We start from the raw sequence: 24,121 nt of genomic DNA on the forward strand, positions 1-24,121 counted from the left end.
GGCAGATTCTCCAGTTTCAAGGGTGGGTGACCGGCGCCAGCAGGTCGGTTCCGATCATCGAGTCACGGCTCACCAGTGACGCCAATTGTTCTTCGCTCATGTCCTCGCTGCCCGCAGGACGCTGCGGCAGCACCAGATAGCGGATTTCGGCATTGCTGTCCCAGACCCGGACCTCGACGCTATCATCAAGGGTTACCCCGAATTCGGCCAGCACGGCGCGCGGCTCGATCACCGCACGCGAGCGATACTGCGGCGCTTTGTACCAGGTGGGCGGCAGGCCGAGTGTCGGCCAGGGATAGCATGAGCACAGGGTACAAACCACCATGTTGTGCACGGCGTCGGTGTTTTCCGCGACGTACATGTGCGCGCCTTCCAGGCCGGTAAACCCCAGTTCGGCAATGGCCGCGGTTGCATCTGCGAGCAGCCGCTGTTTATAAGCGGGATCCGCCCAGGCTTTTGCCACAACCTTGGCGCCGTTTTTTGGTGCGAAACGGTGCTCGAAGATATCGATGATTTCATCGATGGCTTCCGGTTTCAGATAGCCTTTCTCAATTAATAGCGATTGAATGGCCTTGATTCGCAATGTGGGAATCGACGGCGGCGTCGTAGGTTCAAAAACGTCTTTCATTACGATCTCCTGTGTTGTGACGTTATTTTTTACGCATGTGCTTTAAGAACATGGTGTCGCGGTTATGCGTAAAGCGATAAAAAAAGCCCCAGCGACTCAAACGAGTCGTTGGGGCATCTTTGCCGATTCTGCGCTGTTCAGCGACCGGTGATTTTATATTCCGGCCACATCTTTAATACCGTTAAGCATTACCCTTATCAGCCACTCATACGGCATTCTTTGCTATTAACTAAGCAATTAGGGTGCCAAAACGGCTTTTAATCAGAAATCTATATAAAACATGAGATTGTTTCAAAAATAATCAATTTTACGCTTGGCACCAGGAAAATATGATTCATCCAGGTGCAATTTATTTGTGAAATATCACCACTTTTGTGCATAATTATCCTTGTTAGTTGTAATGGCATCCTGCTCTGGCAAAATAATTAACACGCTAAGTTATTTTTATCAGGATCAAAACAGCTGCGGGATTTAATTTTCTGCAACCACTCATGGGGTCTGGCCAATAATTCAATGCTGAGTTCTTCCACGGTTGTTTGCCGCTCAGTGGCGAACCGGCGCAGTAAAATATAGGACTGCTGTTCGTCGCACTGTAATGTGTTCATTAACAAAATTTGTGCCGACAGTAAAACTTTCGCGACTTGACCCGGATCTCCAGCTTTGCGATGGTGGTTTTATCATCCTGCTTGCGCCGATATTGGTTCATCGCCAGCAGGATGGTGGAGAATATCCCTTCTGACTTCATGGGTTTACGCAAATAGCCGTCGATATCCTGGTTGATAATCCACAGCAGGCGGGACGGTGCTTCCGATCCCAGCAACGCGATTTTCGGGCATTCCGGCCAGGGCTGCGCTTCCAACTGCCGCAATAAGATATTATTGTCGCTGTCGAAAATAACCATGTCATGCCCGCTGTTCAGAGTAGCGGGTTCGGGTTCGGTAAAAGGAATGCCCATGATGCCCAGGCGGCGGAACTGCTGCAATAAATGCTGTTCATCACGCGCGTTGCAGCCTAACAGCGCAATTCGCAAGCCGCGCACCACCAATCGGTTATTTTTCACGTTATCCCTCATCGCGTCAGCGTTTCGCACCGGGTTCGGGCACTCCGACCCAGGTAAGATAGGGGTCGGGCTTTACCGGTTCGGGCGCCTGCCAAAAAATATGGAATTTGCCGTCCGCGCCGCAGCGCGCCAGTTTGGGCGTTAGCCAGGCATGATTGTTATCCGCATCGATCCGGGTTGCGCCGTTGGGAGCCATGAAAACATCCTCGTAGGCCGCCTGGCGAACCAGCGCCACATCATCGCTGCCGCAGCGCGTAATGGCATTCGCCAGCATATGGCCGCCAATCCATGCCGCCTCGGCATCTACCGACGGCGAACAGTCCTCGCCGAAACGCCGGCGATAGCGCGCCAGGAACTGTGCATTTTCCGGCGTATCTATCGATTGGAAATACACCGCGGAAACCAGGTAGCCTTCCACCGTTTCGGCGCCGACCATATTCACTTCCGCTTCACAAAGGGTCAGGCTAAGCCGCGCGATGGGGTGTGAGCGCAAAAAAGGGTGGTCGGCCGCCATGTCATGCCAGACGCGGTAAAAGCGGTAAGCGGAAATACCTACCAGGGTAACCAACACCACCGGCGGTTTTTTAACGATGATATCCTCTATAATCGCCGCAACCTCGGTTTCCCCCAGCGGCAACAGGCGGCTGGCGATCATGCGTCCACCCAGGGGCTCCACGGTTTCGCCCGTGATTCTGTCGATTTCCCAGGACCAGACATAATCGGAACCGATATGATAGATATCCGGCTGGTAGTGCTCAGCGACGTATCGAATCATCGGCAGGACATGCTGGTTGGGCGCCGCGCCGAGGTAGATCACATTATTGCTGCTTTCGAACCCCTCATAGCGCGCGGTATGCCATAGCAGGGCGTTGGCCCCCTCAACCAGCGGCAGGATCTGCTTGCGCGACGCCGACGTATAACATCCGACGATATGCCTGACGCCGTGCCGGTAAAGCAATTCATGGCAATAGTGATAATAGTTTTCCAGGTTGCAGGCCGGGTCGAAAATCACCGGCGCCAGGGTAAATGGCAAGGCGGGATTGGCGTTAACCTCTTCAATGGCCAACAGGATGCCGTTAAGCATTTCCCGTCCAATGACGCCGTACTGGCCCGAGACGGAATAAAGAATACCGACCGGAATCGGTGACTCCCGCCGGCCGCGGTATGGCCGCGGATGTATGGCCGTAGTGAGCATCGCGTCTCCTTTTATTATGCGGTTTCACCGGGCTGGCAACGGATTAAATCCGGATAAAAATGCGTTTGGCGCATGGCCACCAGGTCCTTGCGCCTTACGACATTGGTGGGATAAGTACTGTCGAGATTACGGGTGTCCACATCTTCAGTGACCACGTCGCCGGCTCCCACCACCAGGGATTCGCGCCGCGGCCAGAGGAAGGTGTCCGGTCCGAAGATACCGCTGGGCAGCACCGGCAGCGACTCGCTGCTATCCTGGGCGTTGGCGAACGCCAGATACACATTATTTTCCCCGGCCCGGACCCTGGGCAGTAGCCAATGATAGGGACTGGCGCCGGTGGCGATGGGGTAGTTATGCGGGATACGGGTGCCGGTATGCGCTCCGGCTGCCGGGGCGTTCAGCGCTGCGGGGCAGGCGATGATATCGCAGCCGCGCAGGGCCAGTATGCGGCCGGCCTCAGGGAAATTAAGATCGTGCCCCAACAGCAGTCCGACCCGGCCGCAGGGCAGGTCTATCGCAACCCACTCGTTGCCCGCGGCGGCCCAGGCGGCGTCTTTGGCGGTTAAATGGATCTTGCGATAGCTGCCGATGACGCCCTGCGGACCGACGGCCAGCGCGGTGTTGTAAAACGCCCCTCCTTGCGAGGCCTCCACCAGCCCGGCTACCAGGGTTAAACGGTGGCTAACCGCCAGACGCATTAGCGCGAGCACCGCTTCGCCGTCCAGCGTCAGGGCAGACTGCGGGCCTCGATATTCACCGCTCAGCGCCAGCTCGGGCAGTACCAGCAGTTCTGCCCCTTGCCGGCTGGCGCGGTCGGCCAGACGGGTGATAACGGCCAGATTGCCGGCCACGTCATCGCCAGGCGCGAATTGACCGACGGCAATACGCGAGCATTTACCGGCCGGCAGGGGGCGCATGCCGTACAGTCGGAAAAAGTCCAGCGGGTTCCAGGCATAGCTGTTGTTCATCAGCTCTTTGTACAGCGCCGGCCGGCGCTGCCGGATCAACGCGCCCGGACGGGATGCGCGCCTGATGGTGCCGCTGACCAGGCCGTCGCCGCAGTCGCGCCAAGCCTGTATATGACCGTCCGGCTCGATGATGCAGCTGCCGCCGCTGAATTGCACACCCCGTTCCAGGCCCCAGCGGTTGCTCTCGATGAGATAACAGCCGTTCTCATAGGCTCGGTTAATCCAGTAAGGTGCGGGGGTACGCTCGGCCAGCCAATTGCTGATATGGCAGATGACATCTGCGCCGTGGATTCCCGCCAAACGGGCGGTTTCAATAAAATGGATATCCATGCAGATCAGCAGCGCAATATTTCCGATCGGCGTACTGAATACCGAATGACCCAGATCGCCGTTGGCGGCCCACTTAGGTTCGGAAATATAAGGGTGAGTTTTTCGATGTTTGCCGATGACCCCTTCAGGACCGATAAGTACCGCTGTATTGTAATAAAGCCCGTTAACGGGGTCCTCTTCCGGTAATCCGATCACCAGATAACAATCGTAGCGCCGGGCCAGTTCGGCAAAAAGGCCGGTAGTGGCGCCGGGAACGGGTTCAACATAGGGCGCCACTTCTTCGCGATCCTGCCAGCAATAGCCGGTGGTGCCCATTTCCGGCATTACCACCAGACGCGCGCCCTGTCGTGCGGCCTGTTCCGCCAGGTCCAGCAGGCGGCGGATATTCTCTTCTTTATGGAATAACCTTGGCTCAAATTGAATGGCCGCGACGGGGATTGGTTCAGTGCTCATAGTAAAACTCCAGGATTATCTAAAAATACTCGGCGCGTGATGTCAGCGTCCAATGGCCCCGGCAATGCGTTCAATTCCGTCAGGATAAAAAAAAGCCCCGCTAACTCAGAGAGCTAGTGGGGCATCTTTGCCGGTTCTGTTTTTTGCATGAAAAGCACGCCGTCCGCTTAACGGCTGCCGTTGATAATGAGTTAAGCAGGAACTATGCCAAAAAAAATTATTGATATAAATCAATAAAATGTCATATGTCTATTTTGTCAATGGACCGGTATGGCGCCCTGAAAGCGCTTTTGCAGTGCAAAAATGGGCCTGTCCGCACCAAAAAAAGGCGAAGGACGCCGCCGTAATACAGCCAAGTATGGGTAAATTGCTTTTTTTTACTCCGTTCAATTTCTTTTCCGCAGGGGATGCCCGATAATACCGTCCCGGTTGCAACCGGGATATCAGGAGACCCTATGTTTTATCCCCTCGTTAAACAGGCGTTATTTCAGCTCGATCCGGAACGCGCCCATGAATTCACCTTTCAGCAGCTGCGCCGAATTACCGGCACACCCTTTATGGGGCTGGTTCGCCAGTCGGTACCCGTCAAAACGGTCAGCTGCATGGGCATAACTTTCAAGAACCCGCTGGGGCTGGCCGCCGGACTGGACAAAGACGGTGAGTGCATCGATGCCCTAGGCGCCATGGGCTTTGGGTTTATAGAAGTCGGCACGGTGACGCCGCGTCCGCAGCCCGGTAATGATAAACCGCGTCTGTTTCGTCTGGTGGCGGCCGAGGGGTTGATTAATCGGATGGGGTTTAACAATAAGGGTGTTGACTATCTGGTTGAAAACGTTAAAAAATCTCATTATGACGGCGTATTGGGCATTAATATCGGCAAAAATAAAGCCACGCCGGTAGAGCAGGGCAAGGATGATTATCTCTATTGCATGGAAAGAATATATCCCTACGCGGGATATATCGCGATAAATATTTCTTCACCCAACACTCCCGGGTTGCGGACGTTACAATTCGGCGAGGCGCTGGACTCACTATTGCTGGCCATAAAAAATAAACAGGCCGAATTGAACCAGTATCACCATAAATATGTCCCCGTTGCGGTGAAAATAGCCCCAGACCTGACGGATGAGGAGCTGTCCCAAGTGGCCGATAGCCTGGTGCGCCATAATATCGACGGTGTGATCGCCACCAATACCACCACCGGACGGGAGTTGGTCCAGGGTTTGGAACATTGCAATCAAACCGGCGGCTTGAGCGGTCGCCCGCTGCAATCACGCAGCACGGAGGTGATACGGCGTCTGTCCCTGGAATTAAACGGCAAATTACCCATCATTGGCGTGGGCGGCATTGACTCTTTGGTGGCGGCGCGGGAAAAAATAGCCGCGGGCGCATCGCTGATTCAAATATATTCCGGGTTCATTTTTCACGGTCCGCAGCTGATTAAAGATATTCTTACTCATATTTGACACTTTTTTGTAATTTAATGGCCTTTGGGGTTTATTTATCCCTTAGGCTCGTTTATCTTTTATCTGGTTGCTGTTCATGGTTTGGTGGATTTTATTTCCAGGCCCCAAAGGAAGACCAGATATTGCTTAAGCGATTGCGACGTGAAAGGATTAAATATGAAATTCACACCCGGCGATAATTGGCGTTGGTTCTTCGATGCCGAACACGATCGGATGATGCTGGATCTCGCCGACGGTATGTTATTCCGTTCTCGCTTCTGCGCTAAAATGCTGATTCCCGATGCTTTCAGCGAGTCGGTTTTTTGCGTGGATGACGCCGCCTTGTATTATACCTTCGCCGAAAAGTGCCGCGGGCTGCCGTTAAAAGAAGAGCAGCGCGCCGAATTGATTCTCAACGCGCTGACGGCGCTACGCTTCCTTAAGCCCGTCATGCCCAAGAGTTGGCATTTCCTGCCGCAGCCAACGTCGTCGGACTGGCAGCCGGTCACCGGTGATGATGTCCTGGTGCGCCTGCAGGAAAACGGCGAATACGCCCGTATGCTGGTGGCGGAAGCCGGGGATAACGCCAGTTTGTGCGTACTGGCGCAGCAGCAGCTGAGCGTTGCGTCGCGGCAGATGGTATTGGGCGATGTCATCAAGATCATGCATGACCGGCTGATGCCTTATCCCCAGCAGGATGAAATCCGCTATGCCGCGGCGGTTTAATCCGCCTGCGCCAAAGGGCTCTACCCCAAGCGGAGATCGGTTTTGGGCATGCAGCTGCAGGTCAGTATCTTGCCCGGTTCGCCGATCGCGCTGGCGGTCAAAGGGGTGACCTCTCCCGCCAACAGCCGGACCTTGCATGTGCCGCACAAACCGGCCCGGCAGGAATAGGGTATGCGTATGTTCTGCTGTTCCAATTGCTCCAGTAAAACCTGCCGATTGTTGCCGGTGAAGGTTTGGCCCCGATAGTCAATGGTCACGCTGTATTCATCACCCGCCGGCGCCGCGCCGGTTTCTTCCGCCGCCGGGCTGCCCCCGTAACGGCGGGGCGTCTGTTCGGTGAGTATCTCCACCTCGGCGCCCACCCGGATAATACCGCTGCCGCGTGCCAACAGATTCTGGCCGAAGTCCACATCGCCGTTCTCGGCGGTCCGGTAGTTTTTTAACGTGCGCAGCGGTTCGGCGGCAGGATGCCTGCGGCCCTGTTCGACGCTGACGGTAGTCAATACACAGCGTCCGCAGGGTTTTACCACCTCAAACGGCACTTCGCCGATCCTGAGGGTGCGCCACCGGTCTTCGGCATAGGGCTCGGCTCCGGCCACCACCAGGTTCGGCCGGAATTGCGTAAGTTTGATGCCGGCGGGACAGCGCCGCTGTAAATCACCGAAAGAGGCTTCGTTTATCAAGAGGTAAGGATAACCGTCGGCAAACGACAGCGGAACGCGGGGATGGGCTTTCACCCGGCGATGGCTTTGGGCGCCGGTCCAGCGTAGCTGTACCGGGTGGCCTATATAGCCGCTTAGCCAGTTATTGATGGCCTCGGGGGCGATATAGGCGGTAAAATGATTGCCCCAGACCTCCGTTGGATGCGCGTCGGCGGTAAAATCCTGATAGCAGGCCATGGCGCTTTGCCCGTCCGGTGCGCTAATATGCAACCCGTTTTGTACTATCACCGGTGTGAACAGGACCATTTGCGGATATTGCCGGGCGGTAATAAAGGTGCCGTCGGTTTCGGTCAGCATGAACGTCCGGTCCCCCGCCAGTCCTTCAGCGCGGGCCAATGCGTAAGAGAGTTGTAAACCACGCATAGATTTAACCGGATGAATATATAATCGCGATAAACTTACCATTTTTGCCTCCCTGCCGGACGACTCAGTTGGGCCAACTTTATGACAACGGGTCGGGATTAGCTATAATGCGCAACGAATTTCTTTTCAGATGATAAGCGACATGATGAATGCACTCTTTGCCAGTACGGCACAAGGTTTGGAAGAACTGTTAAAAAGCGAGCTGGAAGCACTGGGTGCCCTGGAATGCAAAATCGCCCTCGGGGGCGTGCATTTTCGCGCAGACCACCGGCTGCTTTATCGGAGCCTTCTTTGGAGCCGTCTGGCTTCGCGCATTCTATTGCCGCTTAATGAATTTGAAGTGAAAAGCGACAGCGACCTCTATAGGGGGGTACAAGAAATTGACTGGCCGGCGATTTTTCCGGTGGAGAAAAGCTTTGCGGTGCATTTCAGCGGCACCAACGACGCTATCCGCAACAGCCAGTACGGCACGTTGAAAGTCAAAGACGCCATCGTCGATCAATTCACCGACGCGGTGCAGCGCCGGCCGGATGTGGCCAAACAGCAGCCTGATATCCGGGTACAGGTTTACCTGCATCGGGATCGCGCCGTCGTATCGCTGGAGCTCAGCGGGGGGGGACTGCATCAGCGCGGTTATCGCGACAGCGCCGGGCAGGCGCCGCTGAAAGAGAATTTGGCCACCGCCATCGTCCTGCGTTCGGGCTGGCAAATCGGTACGCCGCTGGTGGATCCCATGTGTGGTTCCGGTACGTTGCTGATTGAGGCGGCCCTGATGGCGGCCGATCACGCGCCGGGGCTGCTGCGCCGGCAGTGGGGGTTCGACGCCTGGCTCGGCCACGATGAAATCCTCTGGCGGACGGTACTGGAGGAGGCTCGGGAACGCGCGCGTCTCGGCCTGGCACAGGCGGTCCCGTTATTTTTCGGATCGGACAATGATGGCCGGGTGCTTGAGAAGGCCCGCGCCAATGCCCGCCATGCCGGTATCGCCGGGCTGATTTCGTTTTCGGTCAACGACGTCGCCAATTTGGTGAACCCGCTGCCGGAAGGTCCGGTGGGTACCCTGGTGAGCAATCCGCCCTATGGCGAGCGGCTGGAGAGTGAGCCGGCGCTTATTGCCCTGTACAACCAGCTTGGCCGGGCGGCGAAAAGCCACTTCGGCGGCTGGCGCCTCTCGCTGTTCAGCGCCTCGCCGGCCTTGCTCAGCGCGCTGCAGTTACGCGCCGAGCGGACGTTTAAAGCCAGGAACGGGCCGCTGGAGTGCGAGCAGAAAAACTACCTGCTGGCTGAAGTCCCAAGCGTCATGGCTTCCCGCGGTATCGCGGAGGATTTTGCCAACCGGCTGCGTAAAAATATCCGCAGCCTGGAAAAATGGGCCGCCCGCGAGCATCTGGATTGCTATCGGCTGTACGACGCCGATCTGCCGGAATACAACGTGGCTATCGACCGCTACAGTTCCTGGGTGGTGATTCAGGAGTACGTGGCGCCGAAAACCATCGACCCGGAGCGCGCGCGGGCGCGGTTGTACGACGCCATCTCCGCTACCCTTGCGGTAACCGGGATTCCCGCGAGCCAGCTCGTGGTGAAAGCCCGCGAACGGCAAAAAGGCAAAAACCAGTATGAGAAGCTGGCGCAAAAAGGCGAGTTCCTGCTGGTGGATGAATATGACGCCAGGCTGTGGGTGAACCTTACCGACTATCTGGATACCGGCGTCTTTCTTGACCACCGCATCGCCCGTAAAATGCTCGGCGAAATGTGCCGCGGCAAGGATTTCCTCAACCTGTTCGCCTACACCGGCACCGCCAGCGTCCATGCCGGTATCGGCGGCGCCCGCAGCACCACCTCGGTGGATATGTCCCGCACCTATCTGGAGTGGGCGGAGAAAAATCTGCGCGGCAACGGCCTCACGGGCAAGCAGCATCGTCTGATCCAGGCGGATTGTCTTTCCTGGCTGCAGCTTTCCCAGGAAAGCTTCGATGTGATCTTTATCGATCCGCCGACATTTTCCAACTCAAAACGCATGTCGGAGAGCTTCGACGTGCAACGTGACCACCTGCTGCTGATGCAGGATCTGAAAAGATTGCTCAGGCCGGGCGGTACGATAATGTTTTCCAACAACAAACGCGGTTTCCAATTGGATACCGAGGGCTTACAGGCTTTGGGTCTGGCCGCGGAGTCCATTACCGAGCGTACGCGTTCGCCGGACTTTGCCCGGAATCGCCATATACATAATTGCTGGCTGATAAGCCATGCCGATCGGGATCAATAAACGCCATGTCATTAATCAGTCTTTCCGGCGCCTGGTTGTCCTTTAGCGACGCACCGCTGCTGGATAATACCGAGCTTCATATCGAACGCAACGAACGTGTCTGCCTGGTGGGGCGCAACGGCGCCGGCAAATCCACCCTGCTGAAAATCCTCAGCCGCGAAGTGCCGCTGGACGACGGACAGCTTATTTTCGAACAGGATACGGTGGTTGCCCGCTTGCAACAGGATCCGCCGCGCAATGTCACCGGCACCGTGTATGATTTCGTGGCCGAAGGGGTGCAGGCACAGGCGGAAATTCTCAAAGCCTATCACACCATTTCCCATCTGGTGGAGCAGGATCCCAGCGACAAAAATCTAATGGAGATGGGCCGGCTGCAAGAGATGCTGGATCATCAGAATCTGTGGCATCTGGACAAACGCATCACAGAGGTGCTCGAACAGCTGGGCCTGGTCGCCGATACCGAATTATCGGCGCTCTCCGGGGGCTGGCTGCGCAAAGCGGCGCTGGGCAGGGCCCTGGTGTGCGATCCGCAAATCCTGCTGCTGGATGAGCCCACCAACCATCTGGATATCGAAACCATCGATTGGCTGGAAACCTTTCTGAAAAGTTTCAACGGCAGCATTATCTTCATCTCCCATGACCGTTCCTTTATTCGCAGCATGGCGACGCGCATTGTCGATCTGGACCGCGGCAAGCTGGTGTCATGGCCGGGCAACTACGATAAGTATCTGGCGGGAAAAGAGGAAGAGCTGCGGGTGCAGGAACTGCAGAATGCTGAATTCGACCGCAAACTGGCGCAGGAAGAGGTCTGGATCCGCCAGGGCATCAAGGCACGCCGTACCCGCAACGAAGGCCGCGTCAGGGCGCTCAAGGCCCTGCGTCAGGAGAGGAACGAGCGTCGGGAAGTGCAGGGCACCGCGAAGATGCAGGTGGAAGAAGCCAACCGCTCCGGCAAGATCATCTTCGAGCTGGAAGATGTCAGCTACCGGCTGCAGGATAAAGTCCTGATCAGTCATTTCAGCACCCAGGTATTGCGGGGGGACAAGATTGCCCTGATCGGTCCGAACGGCTGCGGCAAAACCACCTTGCTCAAGCTGATGCTCGGCCAGCTGGAAGCTGACAGCGGCCGTATCCAGCGCGGCACCAAGCTTGAAGTGGCCTATTTCGACCAGCATCGCGCCGAGCTGGATCCCGAACGCACGGTCATGGACAATCTGGCGGAAGGTAAACAGGAAGTGATGGTTAACGGCCGTTCCCGCCACGTGCTGGGCTACCTGCAGGATTTCCTCTTTCATCCGAAACGCGCGATGACCCCGGTAAAAGCCTTGTCCGGGGGGGAGCGTAACCGCTTGTTACTGGCTAAACTCTTTTTGAACCCCAGCAATCTGCTGATTCTTGATGAACCTACCAATGACCTGGATGTGGAAACGCTTGAACTGCTGGAAGAAATGATTGACGGTTATCAGGGCACCGTTTTACTGGTGAGCCATGACAGGCAGTTTGTGGACAATTCGGTCACCGAGTGCTGGATTTTCGAAGGCGACGGCGTGATAAGCAGCTATGTCGGCGGCTATTTCGACGCGCAGGAACAGCGCCGCAACCGGCGCGCGCTGCGCACGGCTCCGGCGCCGGCGGTGGGGAAAACCCAGGCCTCGGCCCCGAAAAACCAGGGGCCGAAACGCGTAAGCAGGTTAAGTTACAACCTGCAGCGCGAACTTGAGGCGTTGCCGCAGCACATCGAGCGTTTGGAACAGGAAGTGAGCGATTTGCAGGCACAAATAGCCAGTCCGGATTTTTTCAGCCAATCCCATGAAACGACCCAGGCGGTACTGGCCGCCGTGGCCGCCGCTGAACAGGCGCAGGAGCAGGCATTTGCCCGTTGGGAAGAACTCGAGGCGCTGAAAAACAGCAAGGAGTAAGCGCCGCGAGCCGGGAGTGAAATCGAACAAGCCATCCAAGGGGTATGCATGTGTTCTGCCGTTCATAAAACGCGATACGTACTTTGCCCGCACTGTGATTTATTGACTACGCTGCCCGTCCTGAAGGATGGGCAGAAGGGCATTTGCCCGCGCTGTAAAAATACACTGATGAGCCGCTGGGACAATCCCCGGCTGCAACCGGTGGTATTTGCCATCAGCGCCTTGATTATGCTGGTACTGGCTAACCTGTTTCCGTTTGTGAACATGAAAGTCTCAGGCCTCGGCAACCAGATCTCCCTGCCGGTCATTCCCCAGGTCATGGTGGTGGATCACTTCTCCTTCCTGGCTTTTTGTTCCTGCTTTTGTCCAGGTTATCCCCGCCCTGTGCATGGCAAGCATTATTTTATTATGCCTGCAGGTCCATATGTCTTTCAGGACGCGGGCATTTTGGCGAAAACGCTTTTGCGCTGCGCGCCTGGGGCATGGCGGAAATTTTCCTGGCGGGGTACTGGTGAGCTTCGTCAAGCTGATGGCCTATGGCGATATCGGCGTCGGGCTCAGCTTTTGCCGTTCTGTTTATTCTGCATCCTGCAGCAGCGGGCATTTCAATGCATCGACCGGCGATGGTTATGGGACAATATCATGCCGATGGATTCGCCGGTCACCGCCTTCAAAATCGGCACCAGCGGCCTGTCGCAGAATATCCGCGCCTGTTCTTGCTGCACGCTCATTCTTCCGGCCGGACAGCCTGTCTGCCCGCGCTGCCGTACCCGCGGCCGTCCGCGCCGGCGCCACAGCCTGCAGTGGACCATGGCGCTGCTGATAACCTCGCTGCTGCTCTATATTCCCGCCAATATTCTGCCCATTATGATAACCGAAGGCTTAGGCAGCCGGCTGAATTCCACGATTATCGCCGGGGTCATATTGCTGTGGGACGACGGTTCCTATCCGGTGGCGCTGGTGATTTTCATCGCCAGCATCATGGTGCCGGTACTGAAAATGATTGCGCTTTGCTGGCTATGCTGGGAAACCAAGGGAAAAGGCAAGGCCGATAGCGAGCGGATGCATACGATTTACGAAATGGTTGAGTTTGTCGGACGCTGGTCAATGATTGACGTCTTTGTAATTGCGGTACTGTCGGGCCTGGTGAGAATGGGCCAGTTGATGAGTATCAGGCCGGGTATCGGGGTCGTGCTGTTTGCCATGGTGGTGATGATTACCATGGTGGCCGCCCATACCTTCGATCCGCGTCTGCTTTGGGACCGTGTGGAGAAAAACATGCAAAAGGAGTCTACCGTTGACTGAAAATAATTATAACGTCGCCGATATCGAAAAAATCAAACGATGGTCGCCGGTGTGGATTATCCCCATTGTGACCATCCTTATCGGTGCCTGGATCCTTTATTACCATTTCAGTCATCAAGGTAAGGTCATCACGCTTGTCACCACCAGCGCCGAAGGCATTGAAGCCGGCAAAACCGCCATCAAAAGCCGCAGCGTGGACGTGGGCATCGTGGAGAGCGTGGTGTTGAGCGATAATCTGCAGCAGGTTGAAATCAAAGCGCGCATTAACAACGGCATGGAAAAGCTGTTGCGCCGCGACTCCGCTTTCTGGGTGGTTAAACCCCAAATCGGGCGGGAAGGGGTTTCGGGGCTGGGGACGTTGTTATCAGGAGCCTATATCCAGTTGCAGCCCGGCAACGGCACGGAGAATGCCACAACCTTCACCCTGCTGGATGCTCCGCCGCTGGCCTCGCCGGATGCCAAAGGCATTCGGGTGGAATTGGACAGCCAGCAATCCGGACAGCTAAATGCCGGCGATCCGGTACTGTTCCGCGGTTTTCGCGTCGGCACGGTGCAAACCAGTTATTTTGATCCCCAAAGCCGCAAGATGCGCTATCAGCTGTTTATCGATGCGCCCTACGACAGCCTGGTGACGAATAATGTCCGTTTCTGGAAAGACAGCGGCGTGACGTTTGATATGTCGGCGCAGGGCATGCGGGTGGAAATGGGCTCCCTGACGACGCTGTTCAGCGGCGGCGTCAGTTTTGATGTGCCCACCGGCTGGGAGCTGGGCGAAAAAGCCCACGAATATCAGGCGTACCAGTTATTTGATAACAAAAACTCCATTGCGGATTCGTTATACACCATACATAAAGACTACGTGCTGTTCTTCAGCGATTCCATTCGCGGGCTGCAGCCGGGGGCGCCGGTTGAATTCCGCGGCCTGCGTTTGGGCACCGTAGCCCAAGTGCCGTTTTTCACCACCGCGGTTAATCAGACCATCAATGACAACTATCTGGTGCCGGTGATGATCCGCATCGAGCCGGAACGGTTCGCCAGCAAGCTGGGGGCGAGCTTTGATATCAACGCCCGGCTGATGCAGGCGGAAGGGCGCGGTTTGCGCGCCGCGCTCAAAAGCGCCAATCTGCTCACCGGCTCGCTCTACGTGGATCTGGATTTTTATCCACAGTCGAAATCCTGGGTAGGGCCTAAAGAAGTTGAAGGCTATCCGGTTTTACCCACCACCAGCGCCGGATTAGCGCAAATTCAGCAAAAACTGATGACCACCCTGGATAAAATCAACGGCCTGCCCCTCAATCCCATGATAAACGAGGCAACCAAAACCCTGGCGCAAAGCCAGTCCACCCTGCGTGAACTGCAGCAAACGTTGAAATCGGTCAATACCCTGACCCAAAGCCCGGCGATGCAGCAGCTGCCGCAGGATATGCAGCAGACGCTGCGTGAGCTGAATACCAGCATGAAGGGCTTCCAGCCCGGTTCCCCGGCCTATAACAAGATGGTGGATAATATGCAGCGCCTGGATCAGGTGCTGCGTGAGCTGCAGCCGGTGCTGCGTACGCTGGACAATAAAAGCAACGCCTTGGTCTTCGGGGCCGATAAAGGTAACGACCCAACGCCTAAGAGGGCTAAAAAATGAGAAAAGGTATTCTATTGGCGGCGCTGATGCTGCTGGTGGCCTGTAGCGGCGCCAGCGATAAACGCTATTATCAGTTGCCGGCAGCGGCGGATGCCCAGCCCCTCCAGTCGTCATCCCGCACGGCTACAGGCCATCTGTGGCTTTCACGGATCAACCTGTCGGATTTCCTGGCGGGCAACGGCGTGGTCTACCAAACCAGCGACGTTCAGTATGTTACCGCCGGCAATAATCTATGGGCCAGCCCCTTGCAGCAACAGTTGCAGCAAGCCATGGTGGCCAATTTGAGCAATGCCTTACCCGGCACGCTGGTCTCCGCCAGTCAGATTTCCGGTGAGCAGGATCAATTGGAAGTGGATATCACCGGCTTTCATGGCCGTTACGACGGCAAGGTGGTTATCCGCGGCGAATGGCGGCTTACCCATAACGGCACGGTGAGCCGGTTCCCCATCAATGTGGTCTTGAAACAGGATCAGGACGGCTATGACGCCCTGGTCAGGACCCTGGGGCAAGGGTGGCAACAGGTGTGTCAAAATATCGCAAAGCAAATATCCGCTGTGCGGTAATAACGAATCGTTCTAAAGCGCCGGCACCGTTGCCGCACCCGGTGGAAATGGGGTGAAAAGGGCGGTGCTTTAGTGGGTAATCAGTGGCTTACCCTGACGGCCGCCTCGCTTGGCGGACAAAAAATATCGTCATTATGCCTAATTGTCATGACGTTTATGTGAAATGTTGCATTGATCTCGAGCCGATTTATCGTTAAAGATAAAGTGTAATCACCACCCAGTGGTTACCGTTTTCTTACCATTTTCTTTCCACCAGACAAGATGAGGAAAACATGGCATGAAGAGACAAAAACGAGATCGCCTCGAACGTGCACATTCGCGTGGTTATCAGGCAGGATTATCCGGACGATCCAGCGAGTTATGTCCATATCAATCTCTGGATGCACGGTCTCACTGGTTGGGAGGTTGGCGAAAGGCCATGGAGGATAGATCGGTAACAGTATGATCGATCTGTCAGCAAAGGGATTGACCTCCGCATTCAGCGGAGGTTTAATTTCAGGGGTATCAAAATGACGTGGTGTCTTTAAACAGACCGACTTTCAGATCGCTGGCGGTATAGATAACATGTCCGTCGCACAGCACCTCGCCATCCGCCAAGCCCATCACCAAACGGCGGTTTACAACGCGGCGGAAATGGATGCGATAGGTCACTTTTTTTGCCGTAGGCAGGATTTGTCCGGTAAATTTCACTTCACCCACACCCAGCGCCCGGCCCTTGCCCTCTGCGCCAAGCCAGCCGAGATAGAAGCCCACCAGTTGCCACATGGCATCTAATCCCAGGCAGCCCGGCATCACCGGATCGCCGATAAAATGGCAACCGAAAAACCACATATCCGGATGAATGTCCAATTCGGCTTCCACATAGCCCTTATTATGGCTACCGCCGTCTTCGGTCATTTTAACCACCCGATCCATCATCAGCATATTCGGCGCGGGCAACTGCGGGCCCTCTTTACCGAACAGTTCTCCGCGACTTGAGGCAAGCAGGTCTTCTCTAGTATAGGATTCGCGTTTATCTACCATGTTTAATCAAACCTTTATTAATGAATCACGCACGTTAACTCACCGTTTTACCCGGCACAACCCCGTCTAACTCTGGTTAAACCAGTTCAGCCAGCGGAATCCCCAGGGTAAGCGTAGGCGTTCGTGCTGATTGATATAAGCGATACGCTCGCGTATTGAAGCAATCAAATTGGGTTTCTGCTCGTGATCGTAAGGTATCCCGGTCAGCAATTCCAACGCCTCATCAATAGTCTCCACCGGCCAGATATGGAATTGTTCATCCCGTACCGCGTCGACCAACTCTTCATGCAGGCATAAATGGCGCACATTGGCGGCAGGCATAATCACGCCCTGGGTTCCATCGAGCCCGCGGTTCCGGCACAGGGCGAAAAAGCCTTCGACCTTTTCGTTGACGCCGCCGATGGGCTGCACCCGGCCGAATTGATCCACCGACCCGGTAACCGCGATCCGCTGCACGATAGGCTTGCCGGACAGGGCGCTTATCAACGCGCTGAGTTCCGCCAGCGAAGCGCTGTCGCCATCCACTTCACCATAGGACTGCTCAAACACCAGCGACGCGGAGAAGGGTAGCTGTTGATCCAGCTCCAGCGACGCCATGAGAAATGCCTGCATGATCATCATGCCCTTAGCATGAAGATTTCCGCCCAGTTCAGCTTTACGTTCCACATCGTTAACTTCCCCGTCGCCCAAATGCACCACGCAGCTGATACGCGACGGCTCACCGAACGGCAAGGGGTGACCGGGGAAATCCATGACCGACAATGCATTCACCTGGCCTATCATCGCGCCGTCGGTTTCCACCATGATCTGCCCTTCGGCAATCTCATCCTGCATGCGCTCTGTCAGGTAGCTTTCACGCCAGATACGGGTACGATTGCTGTCGGACAGCGCCTGGGCATTAATGACACCCTGCTCGGCGTACTGGGCCGCCTCCCTGATGCGCCGGGTTAGCCATTGAGGGCACAAAGGCAGCTGATACTGATCGCCGCTATAGCGAACCGCCTGCCGGATCAACTCCGGCCAGGCTTCCGCGGCCAGGGGCGGCATCGATTGTGCTTGCAATAAACTGTTTACATAATCGCACCAGTTTTGCATGTCTTCCGTTTGGGTGACCTTCAGCTCCGACTCGAACTCGCCATACAGCGCCAGCTTGGTCAAACCGGGTTCCAGATCGTTCAAATCCGCCAGCGATTCACGATCGCCGATGACTATCAACCGCAGGTCCAGCGGCATCGACGGGATCGAAACCGGTAGCGGGCGGGTTTCATCCAGCGCCAGCCAGTCAAAACGCTGCTGCAAAATCATCTGTTTAAGACGCAGCCACATCAGCGGCTGGCTCACCAGGGCGCTGGCGCCCAGCATCAGCACTCCGCCATTGGCTTCGTGTATTTTACCCGGTTGCAAATCGATGACGTCGCGGTAATTCCTGACACAGCCGAACAGCTGCTCGTTCTCAATCCAGGGCTGGTAAATACATTTGCCGCGGCCGGCAAAATTATCCCCTGGCTCAACGGCGGCCTGAATTTTTATTTCATTGCCCGCGATGATATAACGACTGCCCGCCAGAGGCTTATCCTCGGGCAGGGCATTGTCCACCATGCGGGAAATGAGCCGCAAATACTCCTCGTCCTCCTGCGCGGTCAGCAACATAAAACGGCTGGGCGTCATAGGGTGGCAGAACTGAATAAGGCCGTCCATCAAACGCATCTGCAACGATTCCAGGGGTGCAGACAAGGGCTGGTAGGGCTGGGCAAATACCGCCGTAAAAGGCGTAAGATCTGGAACTAAATATTTCCATTCTAATTGTTTAATGGTCAAAGTATTCGGTAACGTCGCTATTCAGGGAAACGGTGATTATACAAGAATTTCACTCTACGAGCTTCATGCATCTTTCAATGAACGAATATTCTAAGGCTTCCGGGTTTAACTTGTCTGAAAATCAGTCAAAATATGACGTTCGTAGGGGAATTAGGCGGGGAAACTGTTATTATCTAGCTAACGTTACACGGTCACGGGTGCATGTACCATGAAATATCAGCAACTCGAAAATCTGGAAAGCGGGTGGAAGTGGACGTATCTTGTTAAAAAACACCGTGAAGGCGAGCGCATTACGCGGCATGAAGAAAACAGCGCCGCGGAGGAAGCGGTGGAAGCGCTTATGCTTTTCGAGCATCAAGCCGACAATATTCTTCTCTGGATCCGTGAGAATATGAATCCGGCTCTTGAAAACCGGATGAAACAAACCATCCGGGCACGCCGCAAGCGGCACTTCAACGCTGAACACCAGCATACCCGCAAGAAATCCATTGACCTTGAATATCTGGTTTGGCAGCGTCTGGCTGCTTTGGCGCAGCGGCGGGGCAATACCCTGTCGGAGACCATAGTAAACCTGCTGGAAGACGCCGAGCGTAAAGAAAAATACGCAACCCAGATGTCCTCTTTGAAACAGGATTTGAAAGCTATCCTCGGCGAGGATCGCTAAGCCGCCGCGGTTCAAGTCCGATGCCTTTGAGCAGGGCGGCGAAACGGTATCGGCAGGCAATTACAGTATAAAAAAAACCCCGCCATGGCGGGGTTTTTGCAATTTCATAAGAACTTAAGATTGCGGCTGTGTAACCACTTCTTTGTAGCCCTTCACTTCGATCTCTACGCGACGATCCGGTGCCAGGCAAGTAATCAAAGCAGCACGGCCCTTCACGTTATCACAGGTGTTGCCGGTGACAGGATTCGATTTACCCATGCCGCGAGCGGAAATCTTGTCGGACGGGATACCCTTGGAAATCAGGTAAGTCACGACGCTTTGCGCACGAGCCTGAGAAAGTTTCAGGTTATACTGTTCTGAACCGATACGGTCGGTATAGCCCAGGACTACAACGGAACCGTCTTTCGGATCCAAGGAGCTCAACTGGGAATACAGTTGATCCAGGGCCTGTTGACCTTCCGGCTTCAGAGTGGACTTGTTGAAGTTAAACAGTACGTCTGAACGCAGTGTGAAATGCTTGGTTTGTACAACCGGGGCCGGAGCCGGGGCCGCAGGAGTCACGACCGGAGCCGGAGTACCCTGACCGAAGCGGTAAGAAACGCCCACGCTCAGCAAGCCATTATCAGGACGCGCGCCGACAGTGCTGGCATCGCCGATATTGTTGACCCACTGGTAATCAAGACGGGTTGCCCAGTCCTGGGTGATAGCGTATTCAAGACCAATAGCGGCCAACGGGGAAACACCGGTATCGTGATCGCTCAGGCGACCGGCAGAACCGTTGTCGTAGTTGGCTTTCGAATCAGCACGCCAAACCATGCCACCCAAACGGGTGTAAATATCCAAATCGTCGGTAAGCGGATAGCTGAGTTTAGCTGCCAGCGAAATACCTTGGGCCTTAAACGCACCGTTGTCCACGCTGCCTTTGTAAGCCATGCGGCCTAGCCAGTCATAGCCCAGTTCAAACCCTAAATACGGATTTGCCTGATAACCGAGAAAAGCACCGGCACCTAACTGTTCGTTACGGGTAGGACCATTGCCGATACGGTTATCATAACCATTACCGTAAAAACCGGTATCATGGTAAGAGGACCAGCCCAATTTACCACCGGTGTACCAGGTGTTATCTTGGGGAGCGGCTTGCGCTACGGTTGCGAAACCCGCCAATGCCACTGCAAGTGCGATAGCTGTCTTTTTCATTCTTTGCGCCTCGTTATCATCCAAATAGGCAATGAGCTCTTAAAGCTAATTTAAAAATCCATTGCCAGAGTCAGTGCTCCGCGTTTAAACATCGCCATTCAACAGGCGTTATAGAGCAACCCTGGCGAATTAAAGTCTACAACGAAGTGGGAAACTTACAAGTAAGATGTAGTAAGCCGCTAATAAAAAACAGCGTTTCGTGTATGTTTCATTGACCGAAATCGTGACAAAGTGATAGCCGCTCACGGCACTGGAATGGCTGGCGACCCGCATATATACTGGAGTGAGGCAAATTTAAAGGGATTTTGTCTTCCGTGCTGACACCCTTATTGAGATAAATCTTAAAATTAGTCAATGATAGCGCGAAGAATGAATTTTTAGCCCTGAAAACTGTCCAGAGGACCGGTTAGTCTCGTTTTGAGGATACATAATGAACCCGTAAGACCCCCCTTGTTGCGCGGCATCGCGCAGTCGACGCTTCTCATTGTCCGTCAATTCTTCAGGAAACCAGCCCAGGATTACGCTGTAATTTCCCGTCAATAATGCTTTCTCCATCGCCGCAACGGTATCGAAAGCCGTAGGGTGACGCAATTGCACCATTTTTTCCAGCGGCAGGCCCGACTGCATCAGCCAGGGGCGGCTCAATTTGCGTGACGAGGTCAGCCACAGCAGCCAGCGTGACTGGGTTCCCAATTGCCGCAGCAACGGCAGGAGGATATGTCCCACCATGGGCTGATCTTCAAAATAAACCACTTCGCTGATAATACCTTTGGCCATGGAGAGCGAGGAATCCTCCGATACGTTTTCCTCCTGGATCGTTTGGCCGAAATGACGTGCGGCTTGAAGTTGAGTGTGCATGGAATGTACGCCCCTGGTTAACTGTATATAAATACAGTATCCGGGTTCGGGATGAAAATCAACCGGAATTTTAAGCAGCCTCGCAAAAATCCTCCTGACAGGGCGTCTCTGGCGGATTAAGTTGAAAACCACATGGAAAATACTGTATTTTTAAGTAGTTGCACGAATAAAGAGTAGGGACTCTCAACACAATAACACGGAGCATTTGATGGAAACGGCATATAAACAGCGGATTTCACAGGCAGTACCTTTCTTCGCGCCGCTGGGCGTTATCACCACCCGATCGCAATTCGGCGGCTACAGTATCTGCGCCGATAAGGTGATGTTCGGGCTGATACTGGATGGCGAGCTTTATCTTCGCGGCACCCGGCAAAGCGAACACGTTTATCTCGCCGAAGGCATGCAAAAACTCATCTATACCAAACGGGGCGTTCCGGTATCGTTGAATTATTATCATGTGAACGAAGAGCTGTGGCTAAAGGGCGATCGATTGCTGGTCCTGGCCGCCCAGGCCCTTGATGAGTCAAAACACGATCGGCGTGAAAAAACCTCCAGCCCCAGGCTGAAGGATTTGCCCAATATCGGCCAGGGTATCGAGCGGCTGTTATGGAAAGCCGGCATACAGGATATCGAATCCCTGCGCTGCTATGGCGCCAAGAGCAGCTACCTGAAACTGCGCGCAATTAAACAAAACCTGAGCGTCAAGGTGCTGTTCGCCCTGGAGGGCGCATTGTCCGGCCACCACTCAGCCGCATTGCCCCCGATGCAGCGCAGTGAATTGCTTGAATGGTTTGAGCGGCAATCCTGCCGCTAGCGCCGCCGTCCGCCGCCGTTCCGGCGGCGGCAGCTAAGCCGGTTTGAATCGGGTTTCAACATCCTGTTTGCGCGCTATCAGTTCAGGCAACAGTTCAAGCAACAGGCCGATTTGCTGTAGTACCAGCTGTTCCCTGGCTTCCGGCTCCGGCGCGATATGCTGGATGCGCTCAATCAATTGATCCCGTTCCTGATTCACCCGCAGGGACAATTTATCCTGATATTGCAAGGCGTCGTCCACATAACAAGCGGCATCGTCCAGCACCTTCAGCAGCGCCGCCGAGGACATTTTTTCGCGATGGGCTCCCAGGGTGGAAATATAGCTCAGGAAGGTATGATTCAGACAAAGCAGCCGGAACGCCAGGTCCATCACCGCACCGGGCGTTCTGGATTCCGCCGCCATATTTGACACCACCGAGGCCAGCTCGGCGTCCTTGTTATGGGCGTCTCGCCGGGCAATCCGGTAGTCCAGGCGATTATCCTTGCCCTGATGGTACTGCACCAGGATGGCATCCAGATAACGGCAATTGGCGAAAAGGCTGTTATTCATTACCGCGGGCAGACGGCGAAAACGCCAGTCCGGCCAGATAAAACTCACCGCCGCCCAGGCGATGGCGCAGCCGACAAAGGTATCGAATACCCTGGGCAGCGCCACGTCGAACCCTTCCCCCAGCAAATTGAAGCATAGCATCACCAGCAGGGTAATAAACATGGTGGCCTGGGCGTACTGCCTGTTGCGAAAGGCAAAGAATAACGTGCCGCTGAGCACGATGAGGACCAGTTGCCCTTCGGTTGAAGGAACAAAATAGAGGATGGGCAGGCTCAGCAGGATGCCGCCGAGGGTGCCGATAATCCTCAGCGCCAACCGTCTCCTGGTGGCCTGGTAGTTGGGCTGGCAGACAAACAGGCTGGTGAGCATGATCCAGTAGCCATAATGCAGTCCGCTTAGCTGGATAAACGCGTAACCGACGCACAGCACCAGGGACATTCGCACCGCATGGCGGAACAGCGCCGATTCCGGACTGAGATGGCTGCCGATACGCGATCGGATATCGCTGAACCCGGTCAGCTTATCGTCCGCGAGATTATTTTCTTCCGGGCTATTGCGCGCTATCGCCTGTTCAGATTCGATGGTGGCCAATTGAGCGTCGATGGCGCGCAGATTATTCAGCAGATTTTTAAGCCCATTGACCTGCCCCGGCCCGGCCCCGCGATCGATTGCCGCGTCCAGATGGCTGAAGGCGCGCTCGAAACGCTGGTCATGCTCATATTTCTGATGCAACAAAATAGATTGTGAAAGGGTGTCGCAGGCGCGGGCCTGCATAGCCAGCAGCCGCTGGAAACGAAACAGCACATCGCTGTAGCGCAGTTGTTCCCTCAGTTGCTGGTATTGCACATGGGATGAGCTGGCCCGTTCGTGAATATCCTGCGCGACAAAATAATAATGCAGCGCGCGTCGGGTGCCGCGTTGTCCGCGATCGCCGCGCAAACGGGTCAATAACGACGACTTGATCTGGTTCATCGCCTCCACGACGTCGCTGTTTGCCATGGCGACTTCAATCAGGGCGCGGTCATCGGCATCCTCCAGATCGGGATCGAACAGATTGGCCTTGGCGTCGAGGTAACGGGCCAGAGCGTGGTAACCATGGGCAAGGTTATCCTGCAGCGGACGGATGGGAAAAAGCATATGACCCAGCAGGGTAAGCACGTTGTACCAGATAGCCCCCGCCAGCAGCAGCGCCGGCTGCAGATACCAGGTTTGGTACATGGCGGCGCCCAGCATGGTATATACCGCTATCAGCAGTGCGCCGAAAGCGATGGTGGCGTATCGCTGGCCCAGCGCTCCCAGCAAAATGAAACCGCAGGTGGATACCGCCAGGCCGATGCCGAACAGCCATGGGTAAGGAAACAGCAGTTCGATGGATACCGCGGCAATGAAAAAACTCACCAAGGTGATCAGCAAATTGCGCAATCTGCCGCTCAGCCGATCGTCCAAATCCGTTAACGCCGCGGCCACCACCCCCAGCGTCAACGGTATGGTGAGGGTTGCCATATTGAACCACCAGGGCAAGAGCGCCGCGCCGGCCAAGGCGATAAAAATCCGTACGTTATAGCGCCAGCGGCTATCAAAAGCCAGGCGGCGAAATCCGGGTGCTACACTTCCCACTG

General features: G+C 55.3%; 19 protein-coding genes and 1 pseudogene. 10 read left to right on the plus strand and 10 right to left on the minus strand.

The features are described from left to right. Nucleotides 1-16: 16 nt before the first annotated feature. The 4 genes from nthA to GTU79_RS08625 all read right to left on the minus strand — a co-directional run bounded on the left by nthA (nucleotide 17) and on the right by GTU79_RS08625 (nucleotide 4,634). Nucleotides 17-628, minus strand: a complete 612-nt coding sequence (gene nthA, locus GTU79_RS08610) for a nitrile hydratase subunit alpha (RefSeq protein ID WP_203522199.1) — start codon at nucleotides 626-628, stop codon at nucleotides 17-19. Nucleotides 629-1,232: 604 nt separating this feature from the next. Further along, nucleotides 1,233-1,688, minus strand: coding sequence for an ANTAR domain-containing protein (locus tag GTU79_RS08615; protein WP_214513844.1), 456 nt, complete (start codon nucleotides 1,686-1,688; stop codon nucleotides 1,233-1,235). Between the two features lie 16 nt (nucleotides 1,689-1,704). Next, complete coding sequence (locus tag GTU79_RS08620) at nucleotides 1,705-2,883, minus strand: transporter substrate-binding domain-containing protein (protein ID WP_203522197.1); 1,179 nt, start codon at nucleotides 2,881-2,883, stop codon at nucleotides 1,705-1,707. Nucleotides 2,884-2,897: 14 nt separating this feature from the next. Further along, entirely contained in the window at nucleotides 2,898-4,634 is a 1,737-nt protein-coding gene (locus tag GTU79_RS08625) for a nitrilase-related carbon-nitrogen hydrolase (protein ID WP_203522196.1), read from the minus strand. 455 nt (nucleotides 4,635-5,089) lie between these two features. Here GTU79_RS08625 and pyrD point away from each other — a divergent pair, with 455 nt between their 5' ends. After that, complete coding sequence (pyrD, locus tag GTU79_RS08630; protein ID WP_203522195.1) at nucleotides 5,090-6,100, plus strand: quinone-dependent dihydroorotate dehydrogenase; 1,011 nt, start codon at nucleotides 5,090-5,092, stop codon at nucleotides 6,098-6,100. Nucleotides 6,101-6,256: 156 nt separating this feature from the next. Further along, entirely contained in the window at nucleotides 6,257-6,805 is a 549-nt protein-coding gene (locus tag GTU79_RS08635; RefSeq protein WP_132922614.1) for a cell division protein ZapC, read from the plus strand. A gap of 20 nt (nucleotides 6,806-6,825) precedes the next feature. Here GTU79_RS08635 and GTU79_RS08640 read toward each other — a convergent pair whose 3' ends face one another. Next, entirely contained in the window at nucleotides 6,826-7,932 is a 1,107-nt protein-coding gene (locus tag GTU79_RS08640; RefSeq protein ID WP_203522194.1) for a YcbX family protein, read from the minus strand. 103 nt (nucleotides 7,933-8,035) lie between these two features. Between GTU79_RS08640 and rlmKL the strand changes: the two genes are divergently transcribed. The 6 genes and pseudogenes from rlmKL (at nucleotide 8,036) to rmf (ending at nucleotide 16,024) form a co-directional block, all read left to right on the plus strand. Next, nucleotides 8,036-10,156, plus strand: coding sequence for a bifunctional 23S rRNA (guanine(2069)-N(7))-methyltransferase RlmK/23S rRNA (guanine(2445)-N(2))-methyltransferase RlmL (rlmKL, locus tag GTU79_RS08645; RefSeq protein ID WP_203523119.1), 2,121 nt, complete (start codon nucleotides 8,036-8,038; stop codon nucleotides 10,154-10,156). 5 nt (nucleotides 10,157-10,161) lie between these two features. Next, the gene (locus GTU79_RS08650) at nucleotides 10,162-12,075 is read left to right on the plus strand and encodes an ABC transporter ATP-binding protein (protein WP_203522193.1); all 1,914 of its coding nucleotides are present in this window, start codon (nucleotides 10,162-10,164) and stop codon (nucleotides 12,073-12,075) included. Between the two features lie 48 nt (nucleotides 12,076-12,123). Then, nucleotides 12,124-13,380 (plus strand): annotated as a pseudogene (gene pqiA / locus GTU79_RS08655) (membrane integrity-associated transporter subunit PqiA). Further along, nucleotides 13,373-15,016 (plus strand): intermembrane transport protein PqiB, encoded by a 1,644-nt coding sequence (gene pqiB, locus GTU79_RS08660; RefSeq protein ID WP_203522191.1) that lies wholly within the window; start codon nucleotides 13,373-13,375, stop codon nucleotides 15,014-15,016. Before pqiA ends, pqiB begins: the two are co-directional and overlap by 8 nt. Then, the gene (gene pqiC, locus GTU79_RS08665; protein WP_203522190.1) at nucleotides 15,013-15,579 is read left to right on the plus strand and encodes a membrane integrity-associated transporter subunit PqiC; all 567 of its coding nucleotides are present in this window, start codon (nucleotides 15,013-15,015) and stop codon (nucleotides 15,577-15,579) included. Before pqiB ends, pqiC begins: the two co-directional genes overlap by 4 nt. A gap of 277 nt (nucleotides 15,580-15,856) precedes the next feature. Beyond that, nucleotides 15,857-16,024 carry a ribosome modulation factor gene (gene rmf, locus GTU79_RS08670; RefSeq protein ID WP_132922608.1) on the plus strand — a complete coding sequence of 56 codons (168 nt, stop codon included), beginning with the start codon at nucleotides 15,857-15,859 and terminating at the stop codon, nucleotides 16,022-16,024. 59 nt (nucleotides 16,025-16,083) lie between these two features. Here the strand turns inward: rmf and fabA are convergent, their stop codons facing one another. Further along, complete coding sequence (gene fabA, locus GTU79_RS08675) at nucleotides 16,084-16,602, minus strand: bifunctional 3-hydroxydecanoyl-ACP dehydratase/trans-2-decenoyl-ACP isomerase (protein WP_132922607.1); 519 nt, start codon at nucleotides 16,600-16,602, stop codon at nucleotides 16,084-16,086. A gap of 66 nt (nucleotides 16,603-16,668) precedes the next feature. After that, a complete protein-coding gene (locus GTU79_RS08680; protein WP_203522189.1) occupies nucleotides 16,669-18,420 on the minus strand; it encodes an AAA family ATPase in 1,752 nt (583 codons plus the stop codon). Between the two features lie 208 nt (nucleotides 18,421-18,628). Between GTU79_RS08680 and matP the strand changes: the two genes are divergently transcribed. Further along, nucleotides 18,629-19,084 carry a macrodomain Ter protein MatP gene (gene matP, locus GTU79_RS08685; RefSeq protein ID WP_132922605.1) on the plus strand — a complete coding sequence of 152 codons (456 nt, stop codon included), beginning with the start codon at nucleotides 18,629-18,631 and terminating at the stop codon, nucleotides 19,082-19,084. Between the two features lie 114 nt (nucleotides 19,085-19,198). On the opposite strand, the gene ompA is transcribed toward matP, so the two are convergent. Continuing rightward, nucleotides 19,199-20,281, minus strand: coding sequence for a porin OmpA (ompA, locus tag GTU79_RS08690; protein WP_132922604.1), 1,083 nt, complete (start codon nucleotides 20,279-20,281; stop codon nucleotides 19,199-19,201). A 351-nt stretch (nucleotides 20,282-20,632) separates the two neighbouring features. Then, a complete protein-coding gene (gene sulA, locus GTU79_RS08695) occupies nucleotides 20,633-21,139 on the minus strand; it encodes an SOS-induced cell division inhibitor SulA (RefSeq protein WP_203522188.1) in 507 nt (168 codons plus the stop codon). Nucleotides 21,140-21,347: 208 nt separating this feature from the next. Here sulA and GTU79_RS08700 point away from each other — a divergent pair, with 208 nt between their 5' ends. Continuing rightward, on the plus strand, nucleotides 21,348-21,953 hold the full coding sequence (locus tag GTU79_RS08700) for a TfoX/Sxy family DNA transformation protein (RefSeq protein ID WP_203522187.1): 606 nt from the start codon (nucleotides 21,348-21,350) through the stop codon (nucleotides 21,951-21,953). Nucleotides 21,954-21,986: 33 nt separating this feature from the next. Here the strand turns inward: GTU79_RS08700 and yccS are convergent, their stop codons facing one another. Beyond that, complete coding sequence (gene yccS, locus GTU79_RS08705) at nucleotides 21,987-24,119, minus strand: YccS family putative transporter (protein ID WP_203522186.1); 2,133 nt, start codon at nucleotides 24,117-24,119, stop codon at nucleotides 21,987-21,989. Between the last annotated feature and the right edge of the window lie 2 nt (nucleotides 24,120-24,121).

This window comes from Sodalis ligni (assembly GCF_016865525.2).
Classification (GTDB): Bacteria; Pseudomonadota; Gammaproteobacteria; order Enterobacterales; family Enterobacteriaceae; genus Acerihabitans; species Acerihabitans ligni.

Excerpts from the sequence above, each read along its gene's own strand:
- pqiC (WP_203522190.1), top strand. The coding sequence starts at position 15,013 with ATGAGAAAAGGTATTCTATTGGCGGCGCTGATGCTGCTGGTGGCCTGT.
- GTU79_RS08625 (WP_203522196.1), bottom strand. The coding sequence starts at position 4,634 with ATGAGCACTGAACCAATCCCCGTCGCGGCCATTCAATTTGAGCCAAGG.
- GTU79_RS08635 (WP_132922614.1), top strand. The coding sequence starts at position 6,257 with ATGAAATTCACACCCGGCGATAATTGGCGTTGGTTCTTCGATGCCGAA.
- rmf (WP_132922608.1), top strand. The coding sequence starts at position 15,857 with ATGAAGAGACAAAAACGAGATCGCCTCGAACGTGCACATTCGCGTGGT.
- GTU79_RS08650 (WP_203522193.1), top strand. The coding sequence starts at position 10,162 with ATGTCATTAATCAGTCTTTCCGGCGCCTGGTTGTCCTTTAGCGACGCA.
- rlmKL (WP_203523119.1), top strand. The coding sequence starts at position 8,036 with ATGAATGCACTCTTTGCCAGTACGGCACAAGGTTTGGAAGAACTGTTA.
- pyrD (WP_203522195.1), top strand. The coding sequence starts at position 5,090 with ATGTTTTATCCCCTCGTTAAACAGGCGTTATTTCAGCTCGATCCGGAA.
- GTU79_RS08620 (WP_203522197.1), bottom strand. The coding sequence starts at position 2,883 with ATGCTCACTACGGCCATACATCCGCGGCCATACCGCGGCCGGCGGGAG.
- ompA (WP_132922604.1), bottom strand. The coding sequence starts at position 20,281 with ATGAAAAAGACAGCTATCGCACTTGCAGTGGCATTGGCGGGTTTCGCA.
- GTU79_RS08700 (WP_203522187.1), top strand. The coding sequence starts at position 21,348 with ATGGAAACGGCATATAAACAGCGGATTTCACAGGCAGTACCTTTCTTC.
- GTU79_RS08640 (WP_203522194.1), bottom strand. The coding sequence starts at position 7,932 with ATGGTAAGTTTATCGCGATTATATATTCATCCGGTTAAATCTATGCGT.
- sulA (WP_203522188.1), bottom strand. The coding sequence starts at position 21,139 with ATGCACACTCAACTTCAAGCCGCACGTCATTTCGGCCAAACGATCCAG.
- fabA (WP_132922607.1), bottom strand. The coding sequence starts at position 16,602 with ATGGTAGATAAACGCGAATCCTATACTAGAGAAGACCTGCTTGCCTCA.
- nthA (WP_203522199.1), bottom strand. The coding sequence starts at position 628 with ATGAAAGACGTTTTTGAACCTACGACGCCGCCGTCGATTCCCACATTG.
- matP (WP_132922605.1), top strand. The coding sequence starts at position 18,629 with ATGAAATATCAGCAACTCGAAAATCTGGAAAGCGGGTGGAAGTGGACG.